The sequence below is a fragment of the Brevundimonas sp. AVps23W genome, from assembly GCF_058681395.1.
On record NZ_CM178738.1, the window covers coordinates 673,376 to 690,407 of the forward strand.

Consider the following 17,032-nt stretch of genomic DNA (forward strand, 5'->3'; position numbering starts at 1 on the left):
CAGCTCAGTGAGGGTTCCGGCGCCGATCCAAGACAGGCAGATTAAATCGTCGTCATTGTAATGGCCGCAATCAGCCGCTGTTGCGAAGCCCCGCCGCCACCCCGTTGATCGCCAGCAGGATTCCCTCGCGCACACGGGGATCCTCGTCCCCGGCGCGGCGGCGACGGATCAGCTCGATCTGCACATGGTTCAGCGGCTCGACATAGGGCATCCGCAGCCGGATGAGCCGATCCAGCTCCGGCTGGCCGCCCAGCAGTTTGTCGTGGCCGGTGATGGCCAGGATGGCGTCATGGGTTCTCTGCCATTCGTCGCGGATCTCGCCATAGATGCGCGCGGCCAGCGAGGCGTCGGTCACCAGGGTGGCGTAGCGCCGGGCCACGGTCATGTCTGACTTGGCCATGACCATCTCCATATTCTGCACCAGGGTGCGGAAGAAGGGCCAGGCCTCGGCCATGGATTTCAGCTCGCCCATGTCCCGCCCCTCGACCGCTGAGCCGAAGCCGAACCAGCCGGGCAGCATGACCCGGCTCTGCGACCAGCTGAACACCCAGGGAATGGCTCGCAGATCCTCGATCCGCGTCGAGGCGGTGCGCGACGACGGGCGCGAGCCGATCTTCAGGTCGGCGATCTCGGCGATGGGGGTGGCGGCGCGGTAATAGTCAACGAAGCCGTCGGTCTCGTAGACCAGCTTGCGATAGGCGGCCATCGACCGGGCCGACAGATCCGACAGGGTGGCGCCGTGTTCGGCGGTGAAGACCTGGTCCTTGCCCTGGCCCAGCGAGGCCAGGACGGCGCCGCAGGTCAGGGCGTCCAGATTGCGCAGGGCGATCTCGGGTTCGCCGTATTTGTTGGCGATGACCTCGCCCTGTTCGGTGGTGCGGATCCGGCCCTGGACCGTGCCCTCCGGCTGGGCCAGCACCCCGGCGAAGGACGAGCCCCCGCCGCGCCCGACCGTGCCGCCGCGCCCATGGAACAGTTGCAGCTTCAGACCGGCGGCCTGCGTCACCTCGACCAGGGCGCGCGAGGCCTCGTGCAACTCCCATCCCGAGGTCAGATACGAGCCGTCCTTGTTGGAGTCCGAATAGCCGATCATCACCTCCTGCACGCCGCGCGCCTTGGCCACGGCCAGAGCGGACGGCTCCTTCAGCAGACGTTCCAGGGTCGGACGCGAGGCGCGCAGGTCCTCGATGGTTTCGAACAGGGGGGCGGCCTGGATCGGGCAGGCGGCGGGATCCTCGGGGCGATAGAGGCCGACCTCCTTCAGCAGCAGATAGACCTCCAGCAGGTCCGAGGCCGCATCGGTCTTGGACACGATATGGGTCCGGATCGCCTGGGGGCCGAAGGCGGCCAGGGCGGCGGCGGCGGCCTGGAGGATGCCGCGCTCCTTCAGGGTCTCGGCCGCATAGTCGGCATAGGGGCTGAACAGCAGGCGGGGCGAGGCCAGTTCGGCCGCCAGCACCGCCAGTCGGCCCTCTTCGTCCAGACCGGAATAGTCGGTGCACACCCCGGCCGTCTTCAGCAAGTCGGCGACGACCCGTTCGTGGACGTCCGAGTTCTGGCGCAGGTCCAGGGTCGCCATGTGGAAGCCGAAGATCTCGACCGCCGTGATCAGATCGTTCAACCGGTCGTCGGCGAAGACCCCGCCGTGGTGGGACACCAGGCTGTCGTGCATGATCCGCAGGTCGGCCTCGAAGGCGTCCGGGCCGGAATAGGGCTCCGCCGCGACGGCGGGGCGACGCGGCGGCTGGGCGCCTCCGCGGGCTTCATAGGTGGCGGCCAGGCGGGCGTAGACGCCGGTCAAGGCGCGGCGATAGGGCTCGTCGGCGCGGTGGGGCGAGGGGTCCTGGGCGGCGTCGGCCAAAGCCGCGAGTTCAGGCGAGACCTCCGCCAGCTCGGCGGCCAGGCTGAGTTCCGCCCCCAGGGCGTGAACCTCGTCCAGATAATAGCCCAGAACCGCGCGCGACTGGGTGTGGAAGGCGGCGGCCAGCACCGTTCCGTCGACGTTCGGATTGCCGTCGCGGTCGCCCCCGACCCAGGTGCCGACCCGCATGAAGGGCTGAAGCTGCGGCGCATCGAGCAGGCGACGCCAGGCCGACAGCTGTTTCGGCGCAACCCGCAGGAAGATGCGGTCGAGGAAGGAGACGACGGTGTCGATCTCGTCCTGCACCACCAGTCCCTGGGTGCGGACCAGGCGGGTGGCCCACAGGATGACGATCTGGCGGCGCAGGGGTTCGTTGATCTGGTCCATCGAGCAGGCGTCGCCGGCCCTGTCGCAGGCGTCGAGGATGTCGGAGATGGCGGCGATCCGGTCGATGACGCTCTTGCGGCGGACCTCGGACGGGTGGGCCGTCAGGACCGGCGAAATCAGGGCCTCGTCCAGCAGGGCGCGCACCGCCGTCTTGTCCACCTTCTGCTCGGCCAGCCTCAGCAGGGCGCCTTCGGGCGTGTCGGGGCGGGCTCCGGCCTCGGCCTGGCCCTGGGCGCGACGGCGGGTGGCGCGGTCCTCGGCGATATTGGCCAGCAGGGAGAACAGGGCGAAACCGTGGGCCAGGCCGGCGGCCTGATCGACCGACATGGTGGTCAACAGCTTCTCCAGCCGCTTGGCCGGATGCGAGGCCGGGTCGCGGTGATAGGCGACGGAGGCTTGCCGCACCGCCTCGACATGGTCGAACAGGGCCTCGCCGCCCTCCTGACGAATGACGTCGCCCAGTATGCCGCCCAGCAGTCGGACTTCTTCGCGCAGGGAGTCGTCGGCGGCGGGCGTCATCATCGGCATGTCCTAGGCGGGAGCAGGGAGATCGGCATGTGAAAGGGCCAAAACCCCGCCGTCAACGCACGATCCATGACAACGGCCGATAGGCGCGTTCATGGTGAACGGCTGTTAGGCTTTCTTAACCGGCGCAGTGCGAGGATGGGATCGAAGGATTCCGCCCCGTGTCCATGTTCGCCAAACGCCAGTCCGCTCTCGCCGCCGCCGCCGGTTCTCCACCCGCTGCGCGTGGAAAGCTGAGCCTGAAGCCCGTCGTCGCCGTGCTGAAGAAGCCGCCGGTGATCGCCGGTCTGGCCGGCCTGTTCCTGCTGTCCACCAGCGCCCTGTTCCTGACCGTCCTGGGCGACCCCCATGCGGGCACGCCCTCGGCCCGTATCGCCCTGCACCGCGAAGAGGCGGCGCCCGCCCCGGCGCCGACCGGGTTCGAGGCCTTCTCCATGGGGGCCATGGGCCTGTATCAGGATCTGACGGGAACCGGCGATCCCAGCGGCGCGGCGGGCGGCGAGGCCGTGATCACCCTGCCGGACGGCGCCACCGTCGCGGGCGGCGCCAGCTATACTGCTCCGGTCCAGCCTGCCTCGCCCCTGCCCAAGGCGCCGATCGCCGGCCTGTCGCAACCCGGCCCCAGCGGCGCCCTGCCGATGATCGCGCCCGACGGCCGTGTCCCGGCCCAGGCCTATGCCCGGCCCTTCCGCTCGAACGGCAAGCCGCGCGTGGCCCTGATCGTCGGCGGTTTGGGGCTGAACGCCGTCACCACCCGCGCCGCCATCGAACGCCTGCCGGCCGAGGTGACCCTCAGCTTCGTCCCCTATGCCGACAATCTTCAGTCCTGGATCGACCAGGCCCGCGCCCAGGGCCATGAGGTCATGCTGGAAATGCCGATGGAGCCCAGCGGCTATCCGGACAACGACCCCGGCCCCTTCACCCTGCTGGCCAGCGGAACGCCCGACGACGTCCACGCCAAGATGGACTGGCTGCTGGGGCGCGCTGTCGGCTATTTCGGCGTGACCAACTATCTGGGCGACCGGTTCGCGACCTCGGACACGGGGATGAACGCCTTCCTCTCGACCCTGCGCCAGCGCGGGATCGCCTTCCTCGACGACGGCTCCTTCCAGCGCCGCCCCGGCGCCTGGGCCCGCGCCAGCGCCGACAAGGTCATCGACCAGACCCAGTCCCCCGCCGCCATCATCGCCGCCCTGAACAGTCTGGAAGCCCAGGCCAAGCTGCGCGGCTCGGCCCTGGGAACCGGCTTCTCCTATCCGGTGACGGTCGAGGCCGCCGCCCGCTGGACCGCCGGCCTGGAACAGCGCGGCCTGCAGCTGGCTCCGGCGTCCGCCATGAGCCTGCGGCCGGGGCGCTGATCCGGTGCTGGTGAGCCGTGCTGGTGAATAGTGCTAGTGAGCAAGAGGTGAGCTGAGATTTGCCCGCCGCACCATCGCTCACCCCTTGCTCACTAGCACTATTCACCAAGGCTCCATGACCGACCTTTCCCTCTACCGCCCCAATGTCGGCGTCGTGCTGTTCAACGCCGAAGGCCAGGTCTGGTACGGCCGCCGCCACGCCACGCCCGGCCCGTATAACTGGCAGTTTCCGCAAGGGGGCGTGGACGACGGCGAGGATCTGCTGGCCGCCGCCCTGCGGGAACTGAAGGAAGAGACCGGCGTGACCTCGGTCGAATTCCTGGCGCGGACCGACGACTGGATCCTGTACGACTTCCCGCCCGAGGCGATGAACAATCCCAAGGGCTGGCGCGGCTTTAAGGGTCAGCGCCAGCAGTGGTTCGCCTTCCGCTTCACCGGCCAGGACAGCGAGATCGACCTGGCGGCCGACGACGAGATCGAGTTTGACGCCTGGCGCTGGGGTTCGTTGGCTGAGGCCTGCGACCTGATCGTGCCGTTCAAACGCCCGGCCTACGAACAGGTAGTCGCCGCCTTCGCCCACCTGGCGGCATAGAGAGCTCGCATATTCACGGTATCTGTGTCTGCTTGTCGATAAATCGAGCCGACGTGAGGATACAGGGATGAAACTCAGCGACCTGATCGAGGAAACCCTCAGTGAAATCGCCCAAGGTGTGAAGAACGCAAAGGAAAAATCCAGAAGTGTCTTTGCTATCACTCCAGGCACTATCGACGGAAAAATGGTCGCTGAAATCACCTACATCGAGTTTGATGTCTCTTTGGTCGTTTCGGATGCACATGAGGCGTCTTCTTCCAAAGATGGCGGTGTGGGCGGAAGCCTCAAGGTCGTTTCCATAGGCGGGTTGGAAGCACGCAAGGGCAGTGTTGAGGCCACCAAAAACGTTGGATCGTCCCAGTTGACGCATCGCGTGTCGTTCAAGGTTCCAGTTTGCATGGCTGCTGAGTTCGACCTGCGCTGACTGCTGATCATTGGACACAAAAAAGGGCGGCGCGAACGCCGCCCTTTCCAGTTCCAGAGAGACCGATCAGGCCGCCTTGGCCTTATCCGTCTTGGTCTTGTCGGCTTGGCCCTCGATCAGTGGCTGGGCGCCGCCGATTTCGATGCGGCGGGGCTTCAGCGCCTCGGGCAGTTCGCGCTTCAGCGAAATCGACAGCAGGCCGTTGACCAGATTGGCCTCGCTCACGATCACATAGTCGGCCAGCTGGAAGCGGCGCTCGAAATCGCGCTCGGCCAGGCCGCGGTGCAGATAGGTCTTCTGCGCCTCGGCGTCGTCATTGGCGGTCTTGCGGCCGGTGACGGTCAGCAGGTTTTCCTTCACTTCGATATTCAGCTCGTCGGGAGAAAATCCGGCGACGGCGATCTCGATGCGATAGGCGTTCTCGCCCGTGGTCTCGATATTATAGGGCGGATAGCCGCCGTCCTGGCTGGTCCGCGCGGCGGTTTCCAGCAGATTGGCCAGGCGGTCGAAACCGACGGCCGAACGGTACAGCGGGGTGAAATCATAGGTACGCATCAGCATCCTCCTGCGGATCAGCAAGGTTGAGCCGCCCGGCGGTTTGCCCGGACGGTTGGGGTTCAGCCCGGCGACCCGAAATCGGCGCCGTCGGTCTGGAGAGCCCGAAATCGGCGCTCTCGAGAGATGAAATGGGATGCGACGAACGAGCGTCAAGGGGTCGGTCGCACGCGACGAATCCCCACGTCTCACGATCGTCATTTGCGCCGGCCGCCGCGCCCCGTATTGAAGATCACCCTTGATGAAGGAAGACCCCATGCGTCTCGCCGCCTTCGGCCTCGCCGCCCTGCTGTCGACCGTCGCCGCGACGACGGTCTCCGCCCAGTCTCAAACCGCCCCCACCGAGGGCGCCTGGACCCCGCCGCGCTCGGCCCTGTCCAGCGCCATGCCGAGCTTCGAGGAGGACACGGCGCTGCAAGCCGCCGTCGCCGCCGAGACCCGGCCCGCCGCCGACCGCGCCCGCGACGCCGCGCGTCATCCCTACGAGGCCCTGACCTTCTGGGGTCTGACGCCCGGCATGACCGTGGTCGAGATCGAGCCGGGCGGCGCCAGCTGGTGGCGGCATATTCTGGAGCCCTATGCGGCGGCGACCGGCGGCCGCTATGTCGGCGTCAACCGCCCGCTGGAGGGCATGGGGGTCGAGCCCGGCTCGGCCGACTTCATCCTGGTGGCCCGCGCCTTCCACAACTGGTCGCGCGACGGCCGCACCGAACCCTATCTGAAGGCCTTCTACGCCGCCCTGAAGCCCGGCGGGATCCTGGCCGTCGAACAGCACCGCAGCGCCGAGGGGCTGAACGTCGCCGGCGTCGCCTCGACCGGCTATGTCCCCGAAAGCTATGTGATCCATGAAGCCCAGGACGCCGGCTTCGTGCTGGAGGCGCGCAGCGAGCTGAACGCCAATCCCAAGGACGACCACGACCACCCGTTCGGCGTCTGGACCCTGCCGCCGGTGCGCCAGTCCCAGGCCCGCGACGGCTCGGGCGCCCTGACCCCGGACCAGCGCGCGGCCTTCGATGCAATCGGCGAGAGTGACCGCATGACCCTGCGGTTCCGCAAGCCGGAATAGTCCCTTTTGACCCGCGCGGCGAACGTGAGTAAGCCCGTTCGACCAAGGTTTGCCGGACGCGGGGCCCGGCGTTCCTAGGGGGTGTTTTGATGGCTGATCTTTCTGCGATTTCCAGCGGCCTGTCGCGCCGGTTTCTGCTGTCCGGCGCCGCCGGACTGGCCCTGACCGGGGCCCTGACCGGCATGGCGGCCTGCGGACGCAAGAAGGAAGCCGCCCCCGAAGCCCCGCCCGCCCCCGCCGGCCCGCCCGAGGGTTCGCTGGAATGGGCTGTCGCCGGCCCCTGGCGCGCCCAGGACCGGCCGCGCGACCCCTTCCGTCATCCGATGGAGACCCTGCGCTTCTTCGGTCTCAAGCCGACCATGACGGTGGTCGAGTTCTGGCCCGGCAGCGGCTGGTACACCGAAATCCTGGCCCCCTATCTGGCCGAGGGCGAGGGGACCTATATCGCCGCCCTCTTCCCCGAAGGCCCGACCGCCGACCCGGCCCAGGCCGCCCTGAACGCCGCCTTCCAGACCCGGTTCAGCGCCGACAAGAAACGATACGGCGAACCCCAATTCACCTTCTTCGGCGCCGGCTCCGGCCCCGTGGCGCCGGCGGGCACGGCCGATCTGTGCCTGTTCCTGCGCACCCTGCACGGCTGGATGGCCGCCGGGATCGCGGAAAAAGCCTTCTCCGACGCCTTTGCGGCCCTGAAGCCCGGCGGGGTTCTGGGCATCGAACAGCACCGTCTGGCCCCGGAAGAAGATCAGGATCCGGTGGCCGCCAACGGCTATGTCCAGGAGGCCTTCGTCAAACAGCTGGCGGCCGAGGCCGGCTTCGTCTTCGTCGCCGCCTCCGAGATCAACGCCAACGACAAGGACACCAAGGACCATCCGTTCGGCGTCGACACCCTGCCGCCGATGCGTCTGACCGCCCCCCGGGGCGAACCCGCCGACCCCACGTTCGACCGGTCCAAGTTCGAAGAGATCGGCGAAAGCGACCGTATGACCTTGAAGTTCAGGAAACCCGAGTGAACCGCGCCCAAGCCTTCGCCGCCAATGCGCCCCTGATGGGAGTCCCCGGCGCCTCTTCGCCTCCGGGCGGCAAGGGCGACTGGTATCGCGGCGCCGGCGGCATGCGTCTACGCGCCGCCCTCTGGACCCCCTCGCACCTGACGGCCGAAACGGCGCGCGGGACCGTGGTGCTCAGCCCCGGCCGCACTGAGCCGATCGAGAAATATTTCGAGGTCATCGGCAATTTCCTGGCGCGCGGCTGGTGCGTCCTGGCCCACGATTGGCGCGGCCAGGGCCTGTCGGCCCGCCTCCTGCCCGACCGGCTCAAGGGCCACGCCCGCGCGGTCGAAGAGTTTCTGGACGACTACGGCCGCCTGCTGGACGCCTTCGAAAGCCAGTGCCCCAAGCCCTGGATCATGGTCGGCCATTCCATGGGCGCCTGCCTGAACCTGCTGACGCTGGAAGCGGGCGAGACCCGCTTCTCGGGCGCGATCCTGTCCAGCCCCATGCTGCGGATCAAGACCGGCAAACGCTCGATGTGGTCGGTCAAGCTGGCGGTGCGCTGGAACATCCGTCACGGCCATGCGGGCGACTATATCTTGGGCGACCCGGACGATCCGTTCGACCACACCTTCGCCGAGGACGCCCTGACCTCGGACGAGACCCGTTACGAGATGTGGCGACAGCAGCTGTACGCCTGCCCCCACCTGGCCATCGGCGGCCCCACCTACGGCTGGCTGGCCTTCGCCCTCGACGCCGGCGAGCGCGCGCTGAAGTCCAAGGCTCTGAAGGCGGTCAAGATTCCCGTCGCCTTCGTCCAGGCCGACGCCGACGACGTGGTCTGGAAACAGACCAGCCGCTGGGCCGCTAAACGCCTGGGCCGCGGCCGCTATGTCGAGATCCCCGGCGCCAAGCACGAAGTCATCATGGAAGCCGACCCCATGCGCGCCGTCTTCCTCGACGAGTTCGACGCCATGGCCGACTACGTCTCGCCGGTGCAGGGCGCGACGGAGGTTGATCCGTCGGCGAGGATCGAGGACGTGACGGAAGAGACGCCGTCGGTGGCGTGAGGGGCGCTTACTCCAAACCCGTCATCCTCGGGCTTGACCTGCGGCCCATGTCGCAAACCGAACGGTTGCTGACTTTGGTGCGTCTGTTCACTTTCGTCATCCTCCGGCGAGCGTAGCGAGACCGGGGGACCCAGCGGCGCGCGGGAGCGCGAACCTGCCGAGGACTCGCCGTTCAAACATCATGCGGCCGAACCATCGCCTTCGGCGCCGCTGGGTCCCCCGGTCTGCGCCGCGAAGACGCGGCTTGCCGGAGGATGACGAAAGTAAAGGAAGCCCCGCTCTCGGGACCGCCGCTCCCGACCCTAAGCGGACTTCGTCGCCAATGCTCGGAGTTGATCGAGTGAAAGCCGCTTGTTCACCAACTTCGGGAGTGCGCGCAATAACCATTGCGCCCCTTGGTCCCGCAATATTCTGCGAACCGCGCGATGACGCCACCAACCTTTTCTCAGGTCGTCCGCCGTAAGGTCCCAATAAAGTTCGTTGAATGACGTTCCAATAGTCACTTCAATGCGATGCTCGTCGCCTTGAACCCTGTGAGCTATCTCGAAGCCATTGGATCGTCGCTGGATGAGGGGCTGACCAATCATGGGGCCACCGTTTCATTGATTATCTCAGAAGCCAAGGTCCGTTTCCCACCCGTTGCAGCCAGTCCCGACGTCTGCTTTCAGCCCGCCGCCCGCTTCAGCGTCACCAGCGCCTGATCGATCAGCCGTTCATCCCCCACGGCCAATATCTGCCCGCTGCCGTCCGGCGCCTCCCCGCGCCAGTTGACCACCCGGCCGCCGGCCGCCTCGATCACCGGGACCAGGGCGGACCAGTCCCAGGACTTCAGGCTGGTCTCGGCGACCAGGTCCATCTTGCCCGCCGCCACCATGGCGTAGGCATAGGCGTCGCAGCCCAGGCGGGCCAGGCGGGCGGCGGCGCGGACCTGGGTCCAGGCGCCCCGTTCGGCGCCGTTGAAGATGTTCGGATCGGTGGTCGAGATGACGGCGTCGGTCAGATGTTCGCACGACCGCACCGCCAGGGGCGTCTCGGTTTCGCCGCGCATCAGCCGGGCGCCGGACGGGCCGCCGATGAAGATTTCGTCCAGATAGGGCTGGGCGATCACGCCGACGGTCGGTTTGCCGCCGACGCGCAGGGCGATCAGTGTGGTCCACAGCGGCAGGCCCGAGATGAAGGCCCGCGTGCCGTCGATGGGGTCCAGCACCCAGACGTGGTCGGCGTCCGGCCGGTCCTCGCCATATTCCTCGCCGATGACGCCATGGTCCGGATAGCGGTCGGCGATCAGGCGGCGGATCGCCGCCTCGGCCTGTTTGTCGGCCTCGGTCACCGGGTCGAAGCCCGCCGCCCCGCCCTTGTCCTCATGCCCGATGTCCGAGCGGAAGAAGGGCAGGGTGATGCGCGCGGCTTCGTGCGCCAGCTCCACCGCGAAGGATTCGAATTCGGTCATGGGCCTGCTCTTAGCCCGGATCGCCCCTTCGCGAGAACCCCGACCGACGCCCGATTCTCGTGAGCGTCAGACGACGGCGTCGTTGGCGTCGTGCAGCGACTTGGCCAGGTCCAGCAGGCGTCGGCGCGGCCGTTCGCCCAGCTGGTAATAGGCCTGGATCAGATCCAGCGTCTCCTTGCGCGAGAACATCTCGCCCCCGGTCTGGGTGGCGTCCTTGCGCTCCAGCGCCTCGGTCACCCCGTCGTAGAAATAGCTGACGGGCGTCTCCAGCGCCTCGGCCAGCTGCCACAGGCGGGCGGCCGAGATGCGGTTGGCGCCGCATTCGTATTTCTGGATCTGCTGGAAACGGATGCCGACCTGAACGGCCAGCTGCTGCTGGGTCAGGCCCAGCAGGCGACGGCGACGCCGCAGGCGGCGGCCCAGGTGGAGATCGATGTCGGTGGCCATGGCCCCCAGTTCCTCATCTTGCGACCTGTCCCAACGCGGGACGGCTCGCCTTGCACGCCGCAATCCGCGTGCCGAAGGTCGCGCGGCAGGGGAGTTACGCGGTTCTTCGAACGCCTGGTCAAGTCGGTCGCAACCCATTTCCTCCGGGCGCATTTAGTCGGCAGCTTGGCTTCAACGGAAGGAAACTACATCATGGGCATTATCGCCTGGATCATTATCGGTATCGTCGCGGGCTGGCTCGCGGAACAAATCATGGGCCGTAATCACGGCCTGATCACCAATCTGATCGTCGGCGTCATCGGCGCCCTGATCGGCGGTTTCGTCGCCAATGCGCTGGGCTTCGCCTGGGGCGGCTGGATCGGTTCGACCATCGTGGCGACCATCGGCGCCATCATTCTTCTGTTCCTGCTGGGTCTGGTCAAGCGTCGCGCCTGATCGTCCCTCTGGACTGAAACGATGAAAGGGCGGCTCGCAAGAGCCGCCCTTTTTCGTATGAGGCGGTGGCCGGCGTTCCGAAGTTGGACGACGCTCAGTCTTTTTCCCATCGCTTCAAATCGCGGCGGCGTATGGCTTCCCGCCCCGTTTCGCCCCGCTCAACCCGACACGGCTTCGCCATCCGGCGCGAAAAGGCGGTCAGGACACGTCCCGACCGCCTTGTCTCTATCGATCAGCGGGGCCAGGCCCGCACGACGTCAGCCCTGGGGCTGATCGCCGGTGGGCGGCGCCATCGGGTCGCTGCTGCCCGACGGGTCGGCCGGATCGGGGATCGCCGGTTCCGGCGTCGTGGGCGTCGGCAGCACCGGCGGCGTGGACGGCATCGTCGAGGACGGCATGCTCGATGACGGCGGGGTCGATGACGGCGATGTCGCCGAAGGATCGGTCATCGGAGCGGCGGCGTCGAACTCGGCCTTTGTATAGTCCACGGCGACATTGGCGCCGTCCGGACGGATGCCGTTCAGCGGCACTGCACGAAGCTGACCATCGGCGCCCCGCACCGTCAGTTCCTGGGCGCCCGAGGCGTTGTTCTGAACGCCTTCCAGCTTGCCCAGTTCGCCGTCAGGGCCGGCGACGGTGGTGCCCGGGGTCAGGGAAAGGCTTGGCTGGGCGGTGGCTTCGGCCGAAGGCGTCTGGGTGGTGGAGGCGTCCTGAGCCAGGACGGGCGAGGCGATCATGAAGGCGGCGGCGGCGCTGCCCAGAATAGCGGTCTTGAAGGTCATGGGACTTACATCCGGTTGCACGGGCCCGGCGCCCGCAACCCCAAAACTCGCTATGTTACGGATTGTTTCGTATGCCTCGAAAAGACCTCGGGACTGCCCCGGTTGGCCGATTCTTGGTCTAAGGTGAGGCATTCCGTCGAATCGCTAGGGGGCCGTGTGAACCGCCGCAACGTCTATGTGCCCCGCCTGCTCCGCCGATTGCTTGGCTTGGCCTATGAGCTGACGCCCCAGATCTTCGCCGTGGTCGCCTTCGGCGCCGGGGCTCTGATGCTGATCTCGGCCGTCACGCCCGAGTTTGACGAGCGCTTGCGTCAGCTGACCGGGGTGGTCTCGCCGATCCTGATCGACCTGTCCCACTTCGTGGCCAGCATCGCCGGCTTCGTCCTGCTGTTGCTCTCGGCGGGCCTGTGGCGGCGCCGGCGCGGGGCCTATTGGGCCGCCCTTGCCGTGCTTGCGGTCGGGGCCGTCTTCTCGGTGCTCAAGGGACTGGACTGGCAGGAATCGATCGACCTGATCATCGTCGCCATCCTGCTCGCCCCCTGCCGCACGGCCTTCAATCGCCGCTCCCGCCTCAGCGAGCCCTTGAGGCCCGGCTGGCTGCTGCTGCTGATCGCCGTGGTCGTCGCCATGCTGTGGCTGGGCTTCTTCGCCTATCGCGACGTGGCCTATTCCGACGAGCTGTGGTGGCGGTTCCTGGTGGATCGCCAGGCCTCGGGCTTCCTCCGCGCCGGCCTGGTCCTGTCCCTGTTGACCCTGCTTGTGGCCGGCCGTTCCCTGCTCAGCTCGCCCGGCGCCGACAACCACGGCCCCGCCTCGGCGGACGAGATCGAACGCGCCCGCATCGCCCTGGAGGCGGCCGAGGAGGCGACGCCCGAGGCCTGGCTGGCCATGCTGGGCGACAAGGCCCTGTTGTTCAGCCCCTCAGGCCGCAGCTTCCTGGCCTATCGCGTGCGCGGCCGGCGCTGGATCGCCATGGGCGAGCCGGCCGGCGTGGTCGAGGAACGCCAGGAGCTGTTGTGGAGCTTCGCCGAAATGGCCGACAGCTACGGCGGTTCGGCCGTCTTCTATTCCGTCGGCGACGGTATCCTCAGCGAACTGGCGACCATGGGCCTGGCCATGCGCAAGGTGGGCGAGACGGCCGTGATCCGTACCGAAGCCTTCAGCCTGGAAGGCAAGAGCAAGCAGAACCTCCGCACCGCCCTGAACCGGGCCGAACGGGAAGGCGCCCGGTTCGAGGTTCTGCCGCCCGGCGCGGCCAAACCCTTGGAGGCCGAGCTGAAAGCCATCTCCGACGCCTGGCTGACCATGCATAATGGGGCGGAAAAAGCCTTCTCCCTGGGCCGTTTCGATATCGACTATCTGAACCTCACGCCCCTGGCGGTGATGCGCGAAGGGGACCGGATCGTCGCCTTCGCCAATCTGCTGGTCACCCCTGGCGAGGCCGCAGTGGACCTCATGCGCTACAGCCCCGAGGCGCCGCACGGGGGGATGGACTATCTGTTCACCCGCTGTGTCCAGTGGGCCAAGGCCGAAGGCATCGACACATTCGACCTGGGCATGGCGCCCCTGGCCGGGCTGGAGGACCGTCGCGTCGCCCCCGTCTTCGCCCGCGTCGGCGCCCTGGTGTTCGAAGAGGGCGGCGCCCTTTACGGCTTCCAGGGGCTGCGCAGCTACAAGGCCAAATTCTCGCCGGACTGGAAGGCCCGCTTCATCGCCGCCCCCGTCTCCACGCCCCTGCCGCTGGCCCTGTTGGACGTCGCCCTGCTGACCAGCGGCGGATGGCTGGGCATGCTCGGGATCAGAAAGGGACGCTGATGTCGTTCAAGTCCCTGTTCTCGCGCGCCCTGGCCCTGGCGCCAGACCGTCTGCACTTCGCCGCCCACAGCCATCATCTGTGGCCCGACGTCAGTTTCGAGGCCCAGCAGCAGGCCTGGCTGGACGCCAATCTGCACGCCGACCGCAAATGGGATCTGATCTTCGACGAGGTCATCCCCCGCGCCCAGGCGGAAGTGGCGCAGGAACTGGGTCTGCCCGATCCGAACAGCCTGGTCTTCTCGTCCAACACCCACGACCTGCTGCTGCGGGTCTTCTCGGCCTTCGAAACCCGGCCGGTCCGCATCTTGTCCACGGACGGCGAGTTCCATTCCTTCCGCCGCCAGGCCGAACGCTGGGAAGAGGCCGGCCAGGCCGTGGTCACCCGCGTGCCCCTGGCGCCGTTCGATACCTTCGCCGAGCGGTTCGTTGCGGCCGCCGCTGCCGGCGGGCACGACTGGATCCTGGTCAGCCAGGTCTTCTTCCGCACCGGCGGTCGGTTCGACCGGATCGAGGCCCTGGCCGACCTGGCCCGGCCCGAGGGCCCCTGGGTCCTGGTCGACGGCTACCACGGCTTCATGGCGACCCCGACCGATCTGTCGGCGGTGGCGGACCGGGTCTTCTACGTCGCCGGCGGCTACAAATACGCCATGGCCGGCGAGGGCGCCTGTTTCCTCCACGCCCCCGACGGCTTCGCGCCCCGGCCGGTGGTGACCGGCTGGTTCGCCGAGTTCGGGGATCTGTCAGGCCCGCCGGGCGGGGTTCAGTACCGCTCGGATGGCGGTCGCTTCTGGGGCGCCACCTTCGACAGTTCGGCCCTGTATCGGTTCAACGCCGTGCGCGAGATGCTGAGCCAGGCGGGGCTGACCACGGCCGATGTGGCCGATCACAGCCGGGGGCTGGCGATCCAGTTTCAGGACGCGGTTCGCGCCGGTCAGGCCGGCGTGCTGGGCGAGGCGCAGATCCTCAATCCCGTCATCGGAGACGGCCCGCGCGCCCGATTCCTGGCCTTGCGCCACGAGAACGCCCAGACCTGGCGGACGGCCCTGCTGTCTGCAGGCGTGGTGACCGACGTCCGCGACGACGTCATCCGCTTCGGCTTCGGCCTGTATCAGGACGCCGAGGACGTGGACCGCCTGATCGCCGCCTGCCGCGCGCTTGGAACCTAGAAGAAGGTCGTATCGTCCTGCTTCTTGGCCTCGGGCGCAGCGCGTGGGGCCGGCGGGGACGCCGGCGCGGGGCCGCCATTGGGGGCCGCATTCGGCGTCTGACCCGCTGCGGGTGGATTGGCCGGCAGGGCCGGATAGGGCAGGGCGGACGGATCCGCCGCCGCCGGTGTCCCGTCTCCGGGCGTCGTCTCCGCTGCCGGCAGGGCGTCCACCGGCGCGGCCTGCCCCACCCGTTCGGGCGCGTTCAGGTCATCGCGGATAAAGGCCCAGGCCCGGCTGTCCGCACAACCGCAGGCCTTCAGGAAGCCCTCGCGGTCGCGCCACAGGATCAGGGGATAGGTGATCTGCACGCCTGCGTCCTTCAGCAGGGCGCTCAGGCGGGCATCGAACTGCCGGCTGGCCTCGACCACGGCGGAACGCGCCAGATTGCCGTCCGCCGCCGGTATGCCCGCCGCCGTCCAGTTACGCGCGGGCGTCGCGGTCCAGCGCTGATACAGCGACCAGTCGCGGGTCAGCCAAAGCTCCGCGATCGTGGCGCGCTCGGCCGCCGTGGACTGGGGCAGGCCTTCCCGGTCGGCGCGGGCGAACAGGATGACGCGGGCTTCGACCCCCGCCGCCCTCAGCTTCGCCACCTCCTCGCGCTCATAGCGCTGGGCCGAGGCGCTGTCTCGATAGGCGATGATATAGAGCGGCTCGCCCCCGCCGCCGCTGGACACCCAGGACGCCTCGTCCAGCAGCTGCTGGATCTCCGCCTGGTCGCGGCTGATGGTGACCGGCTGGAACCGCGAATAGAAGTTCCAATAGGCCCAATAGCCGACCCCAGCCAGGATCAGGCCGATCAGGGCGGCCAGGGTTGACCATATCAGTAGTCGACGCATGGGGAGGCAGGCTCCAGCTTTACCGTTTGGCGCTGGTTAACGCATAGCATCGAAAATCGTCGTGCGCTTATTTCTCCGGCGATTAACCGGCGAAATCCAGGGGTGACGTTCGCACGCCACACCCCACGTCTTTCAGGGCTGCCAGCCCGAGGTCTGGTCCGCGTCGCTGTCGCCGGCCAGGGCGCCCCGGGTCTTCTTCACCTCGGCCCAGGCGGCGCGCAGCAGGGCAGGCACGCCTTCGCCGGACACGCCGGAGACCAGCATGGGGCGACGACCGGCGACGGCCTCCAGTTCGGCCGCCTTCTCCTCGCGTTCCTCGGGCGACAGGGCGTCGATCTTGTTCAGCGCCAGGATCTCGGCCTTGTCGGCCAGGCCTTCGCCATAGGCCTCAAGCTCGCCGCGGATGATCCGATAGGCCTCGGCCACATCCTCCTGGGTTCCGTCGATCAGGTGGATCAGGCTGGCCGAACGCTCGACGTGGCCCAGGAAGCGGGTGCCCAGACCGGCGCCCTCGCTGGCGCCCTCGATCAGGCCGGGAATGTCGGCGATGACGAACCGCTCGGACGGCGACAGGTCCACCATCCCAAGGTTCGGCGCCAGGGTGGTGAAGGGATAGTCGGCGATCTTGGGCTTGGCCGCGCTGGCCGCCGACAGGAAGGTGGACTTGCCGGCGTTCGGCAGGCCCGCCAGGCCGATGTCGGCGATCAGCTTCAGCCGCAGCCAGATCCACCGTTCCTGCCCGTCCTGGCCGGGGTTGGCGTAGGCGGGGGCCTGGTTGGTCGGTCCCTTGAAACGGACATTGCCCCAGCCGCCGTTGCCGCCCTTCAGCAACAGCTCGATCTTGCCGGGCGTGTCCATGTCGAGGAGCACGGTCTCCTTGTCCTCGTCCAGCACCTGGGTGCCGACCGGAACCTTCAGATGCACGTCCTCGCCCTTGCCGCCGTGCATCTGGCGACCCTGGCCGTGGTGGCCGGTCTGGGCCTTGAAATGCTGCTGATAGCGATAGTCGATCAGGGTGTTCAGCCCATCGACCGCCTCGATCCAGACGTCGCCGCCCTTGCCGCCGTCGCCGCCGTCGGGGCCGCCGTTGGGAATGAATTTCTCGCGTCGAAACGACACGGAACCCGCGCCGCCGTTGCCGGAGCGGATATAGATCTTTGCCTGGTCGAGGAACTTCATCGCGGGCTTATGCCGCAAGACGACGGCGAATTACAGGCGCCCCTCTCCCC

The 17,032-nt window shown here is 67.8% G+C and carries 16 protein-coding genes; 9 read left to right on the top strand and 7 right to left on the bottom strand.

The genetic code is table 11. The features are described 5' to 3' along the window. Positions 1-70: 70 nt before the first annotated feature. Positions 71-2,770 carry a phosphoenolpyruvate carboxylase gene (gene ppc / locus ACW177_RS03280; RefSeq protein WP_492027231.1) on the bottom strand — a complete coding sequence of 900 codons (2,700 nt, stop codon included), beginning with the start codon at positions 2,768-2,770 and terminating at the stop codon, positions 71-73. A gap of 170 nt (positions 2,771-2,940) precedes the next feature. On the opposite strand from ppc, the gene ACW177_RS03285 reads away from it, so the two are divergent. The 3 genes from ACW177_RS03285 (at position 2,941) to ACW177_RS03295 (ending at position 5,147) form a co-directional block, all read left to right on the top strand. Continuing rightward, positions 2,941-4,131, top strand: coding sequence for a divergent polysaccharide deacetylase family protein (locus ACW177_RS03285; RefSeq protein WP_492028064.1), 1,191 nt, complete (start codon positions 2,941-2,943; stop codon positions 4,129-4,131). Between the two features lie 115 nt (positions 4,132-4,246). Further along, positions 4,247-4,723, top strand: coding sequence for an RNA pyrophosphohydrolase (locus tag ACW177_RS03290; RefSeq protein WP_492027232.1), 477 nt, complete (start codon positions 4,247-4,249; stop codon positions 4,721-4,723). A gap of 67 nt (positions 4,724-4,790) precedes the next feature. After that, on the top strand, positions 4,791-5,147 hold the full coding sequence (locus ACW177_RS03295) for a hypothetical protein (protein ID WP_492027233.1): 357 nt from the start codon (positions 4,791-4,793) through the stop codon (positions 5,145-5,147). Positions 5,148-5,213: 66 nt separating this feature from the next. On the opposite strand, the gene ACW177_RS03300 is transcribed toward ACW177_RS03295, so the two are convergent. Continuing rightward, a complete protein-coding gene (locus ACW177_RS03300) occupies positions 5,214-5,702 on the bottom strand; it encodes an Hsp20 family protein (RefSeq protein WP_492027234.1) in 489 nt (162 codons plus the stop codon). A gap of 256 nt (positions 5,703-5,958) precedes the next feature. Between ACW177_RS03300 and ACW177_RS03305 the strand changes: the two genes are divergently transcribed. The 3 genes from ACW177_RS03305 to ACW177_RS03315 all read left to right on the top strand — a co-directional run bounded on the left by ACW177_RS03305 (position 5,959) and on the right by ACW177_RS03315 (position 8,830). Further along, on the top strand, positions 5,959-6,768 hold the full coding sequence (locus tag ACW177_RS03305) for a class I SAM-dependent methyltransferase (RefSeq protein ID WP_492027235.1): 810 nt from the start codon (positions 5,959-5,961) through the stop codon (positions 6,766-6,768). 89 nt (positions 6,769-6,857) lie between these two features. After that, positions 6,858-7,781 carry a class I SAM-dependent methyltransferase gene (locus ACW177_RS03310; protein WP_492027236.1) on the top strand — a complete coding sequence of 308 codons (924 nt, stop codon included), beginning with the start codon at positions 6,858-6,860 and terminating at the stop codon, positions 7,779-7,781. Continuing rightward, positions 7,778-8,830 (top strand): alpha/beta fold hydrolase, encoded by a 1,053-nt coding sequence (locus ACW177_RS03315; protein WP_492027237.1) that lies wholly within the window; start codon positions 7,778-7,780, stop codon positions 8,828-8,830. Before ACW177_RS03310 ends, ACW177_RS03315 begins: the two co-directional genes overlap by 4 nt. Positions 8,831-9,494: 664 nt before the next feature. Here the strand turns inward: ACW177_RS03315 and hisN are convergent. Then, positions 9,495-10,280, bottom strand: coding sequence for a histidinol-phosphatase (gene hisN, locus ACW177_RS03320; RefSeq protein WP_492027238.1), 786 nt, complete (start codon positions 10,278-10,280; stop codon positions 9,495-9,497). 66 nt (positions 10,281-10,346) lie between these two features. Beyond that, complete coding sequence (locus tag ACW177_RS03325) at positions 10,347-10,727, bottom strand: helix-turn-helix domain-containing protein (protein ID WP_492027239.1); 381 nt, start codon at positions 10,725-10,727, stop codon at positions 10,347-10,349. Between the two features lie 192 nt (positions 10,728-10,919). Between ACW177_RS03325 and ACW177_RS03330 the strand changes: the two genes are divergently transcribed. Beyond that, complete coding sequence (locus tag ACW177_RS03330; protein ID WP_008258823.1) at positions 10,920-11,162, top strand: GlsB/YeaQ/YmgE family stress response membrane protein; 243 nt, start codon at positions 10,920-10,922, stop codon at positions 11,160-11,162. 257 nt (positions 11,163-11,419) lie between these two features. Here the strand turns inward: ACW177_RS03330 and ACW177_RS03335 are convergent, their stop codons facing one another. Continuing rightward, positions 11,420-11,944, bottom strand: coding sequence for a hypothetical protein (locus tag ACW177_RS03335; protein WP_492027240.1), 525 nt, complete (start codon positions 11,942-11,944; stop codon positions 11,420-11,422). A gap of 156 nt (positions 11,945-12,100) precedes the next feature. On the opposite strand from ACW177_RS03335, the gene ACW177_RS03340 reads away from it, so the two are divergent. Beyond that, the gene (locus tag ACW177_RS03340; protein WP_492027241.1) at positions 12,101-13,759 is read left to right on the top strand and encodes a GNAT family N-acetyltransferase; all 1,659 of its coding nucleotides are present in this window, start codon (positions 12,101-12,103) and stop codon (positions 13,757-13,759) included. After that, the gene (locus ACW177_RS03345; RefSeq protein WP_492027242.1) at positions 13,759-14,925 is read left to right on the top strand and encodes a kynureninase/PvdN C-terminal domain-containing protein; all 1,167 of its coding nucleotides are present in this window, start codon (positions 13,759-13,761) and stop codon (positions 14,923-14,925) included. The genes ACW177_RS03340 and ACW177_RS03345 overlap by 1 nt, the downstream gene beginning before the upstream one ends. Here ACW177_RS03345 and ACW177_RS03350 read toward each other — a convergent pair. Further along, a complete protein-coding gene (locus tag ACW177_RS03350; protein WP_492027243.1) occupies positions 14,922-15,803 on the bottom strand; it encodes a hypothetical protein in 882 nt (293 codons plus the stop codon). The two genes, ACW177_RS03345 and ACW177_RS03350, sit on opposite strands and share 4 nt — an antisense overlap. 132 nt (positions 15,804-15,935) lie before the next feature. Further along, positions 15,936-16,982 (bottom strand): GTPase ObgE, encoded by a 1,047-nt coding sequence (obgE, locus tag ACW177_RS03355; protein WP_492027244.1) that lies wholly within the window; start codon positions 16,980-16,982, stop codon positions 15,936-15,938. Between the last annotated feature and the right edge of the window lie 50 nt (positions 16,983-17,032).

What these genes read in the sequence shown, in the direction of transcription:
- ACW177_RS03305 (WP_492027235.1), top strand. Translation starts at nt 5,959, where the DNA reads ATGCGTCTCGCCGCCTTCGGCCTCGCCGCCCTGCTGTCGACCGTCGCC.
- ACW177_RS03300 (WP_492027234.1), bottom strand. Translation starts at nt 5,702, where the DNA reads ATGCGTACCTATGATTTCACCCCGCTGTACCGTTCGGCCGTCGGTTTC.
- ACW177_RS03345 (WP_492027242.1), top strand. Translation starts at nt 13,759, where the DNA reads ATGTCGTTCAAGTCCCTGTTCTCGCGCGCCCTGGCCCTGGCGCCAGAC.
- ACW177_RS03325 (WP_492027239.1), bottom strand. Translation starts at nt 10,727, where the DNA reads ATGGCCACCGACATCGATCTCCACCTGGGCCGCCGCCTGCGGCGTCGC.
- ACW177_RS03295 (WP_492027233.1), top strand. Translation starts at nt 4,791, where the DNA reads ATGAAACTCAGCGACCTGATCGAGGAAACCCTCAGTGAAATCGCCCAA.
- ACW177_RS03310 (WP_492027236.1), top strand. Translation starts at nt 6,858, where the DNA reads ATGGCTGATCTTTCTGCGATTTCCAGCGGCCTGTCGCGCCGGTTTCTG.
- ACW177_RS03330 (WP_008258823.1), top strand. Translation starts at nt 10,920, where the DNA reads ATGGGCATTATCGCCTGGATCATTATCGGTATCGTCGCGGGCTGGCTC.
- ACW177_RS03335 (WP_492027240.1), bottom strand. Translation starts at nt 11,944, where the DNA reads ATGACCTTCAAGACCGCTATTCTGGGCAGCGCCGCCGCCGCCTTCATG.
- ACW177_RS03350 (WP_492027243.1), bottom strand. Translation starts at nt 15,803, where the DNA reads ATGCGTCGACTACTGATATGGTCAACCCTGGCCGCCCTGATCGGCCTG.
- obgE (WP_492027244.1), bottom strand. Translation starts at nt 16,982, where the DNA reads ATGAAGTTCCTCGACCAGGCAAAGATCTATATCCGCTCCGGCAACGGC.
- ACW177_RS03290 (WP_492027232.1), top strand. Translation starts at nt 4,247, where the DNA reads ATGACCGACCTTTCCCTCTACCGCCCCAATGTCGGCGTCGTGCTGTTC.
- hisN (WP_492027238.1), bottom strand. Translation starts at nt 10,280, where the DNA reads ATGACCGAATTCGAATCCTTCGCGGTGGAGCTGGCGCACGAAGCCGCG.
- ppc (WP_492027231.1), bottom strand. Translation starts at nt 2,770, where the DNA reads ATGATGACGCCCGCCGCCGACGACTCCCTGCGCGAAGAAGTCCGACTG.
- ACW177_RS03285 (WP_492028064.1), top strand. Translation starts at nt 2,941, where the DNA reads ATGTTCGCCAAACGCCAGTCCGCTCTCGCCGCCGCCGCCGGTTCTCCA.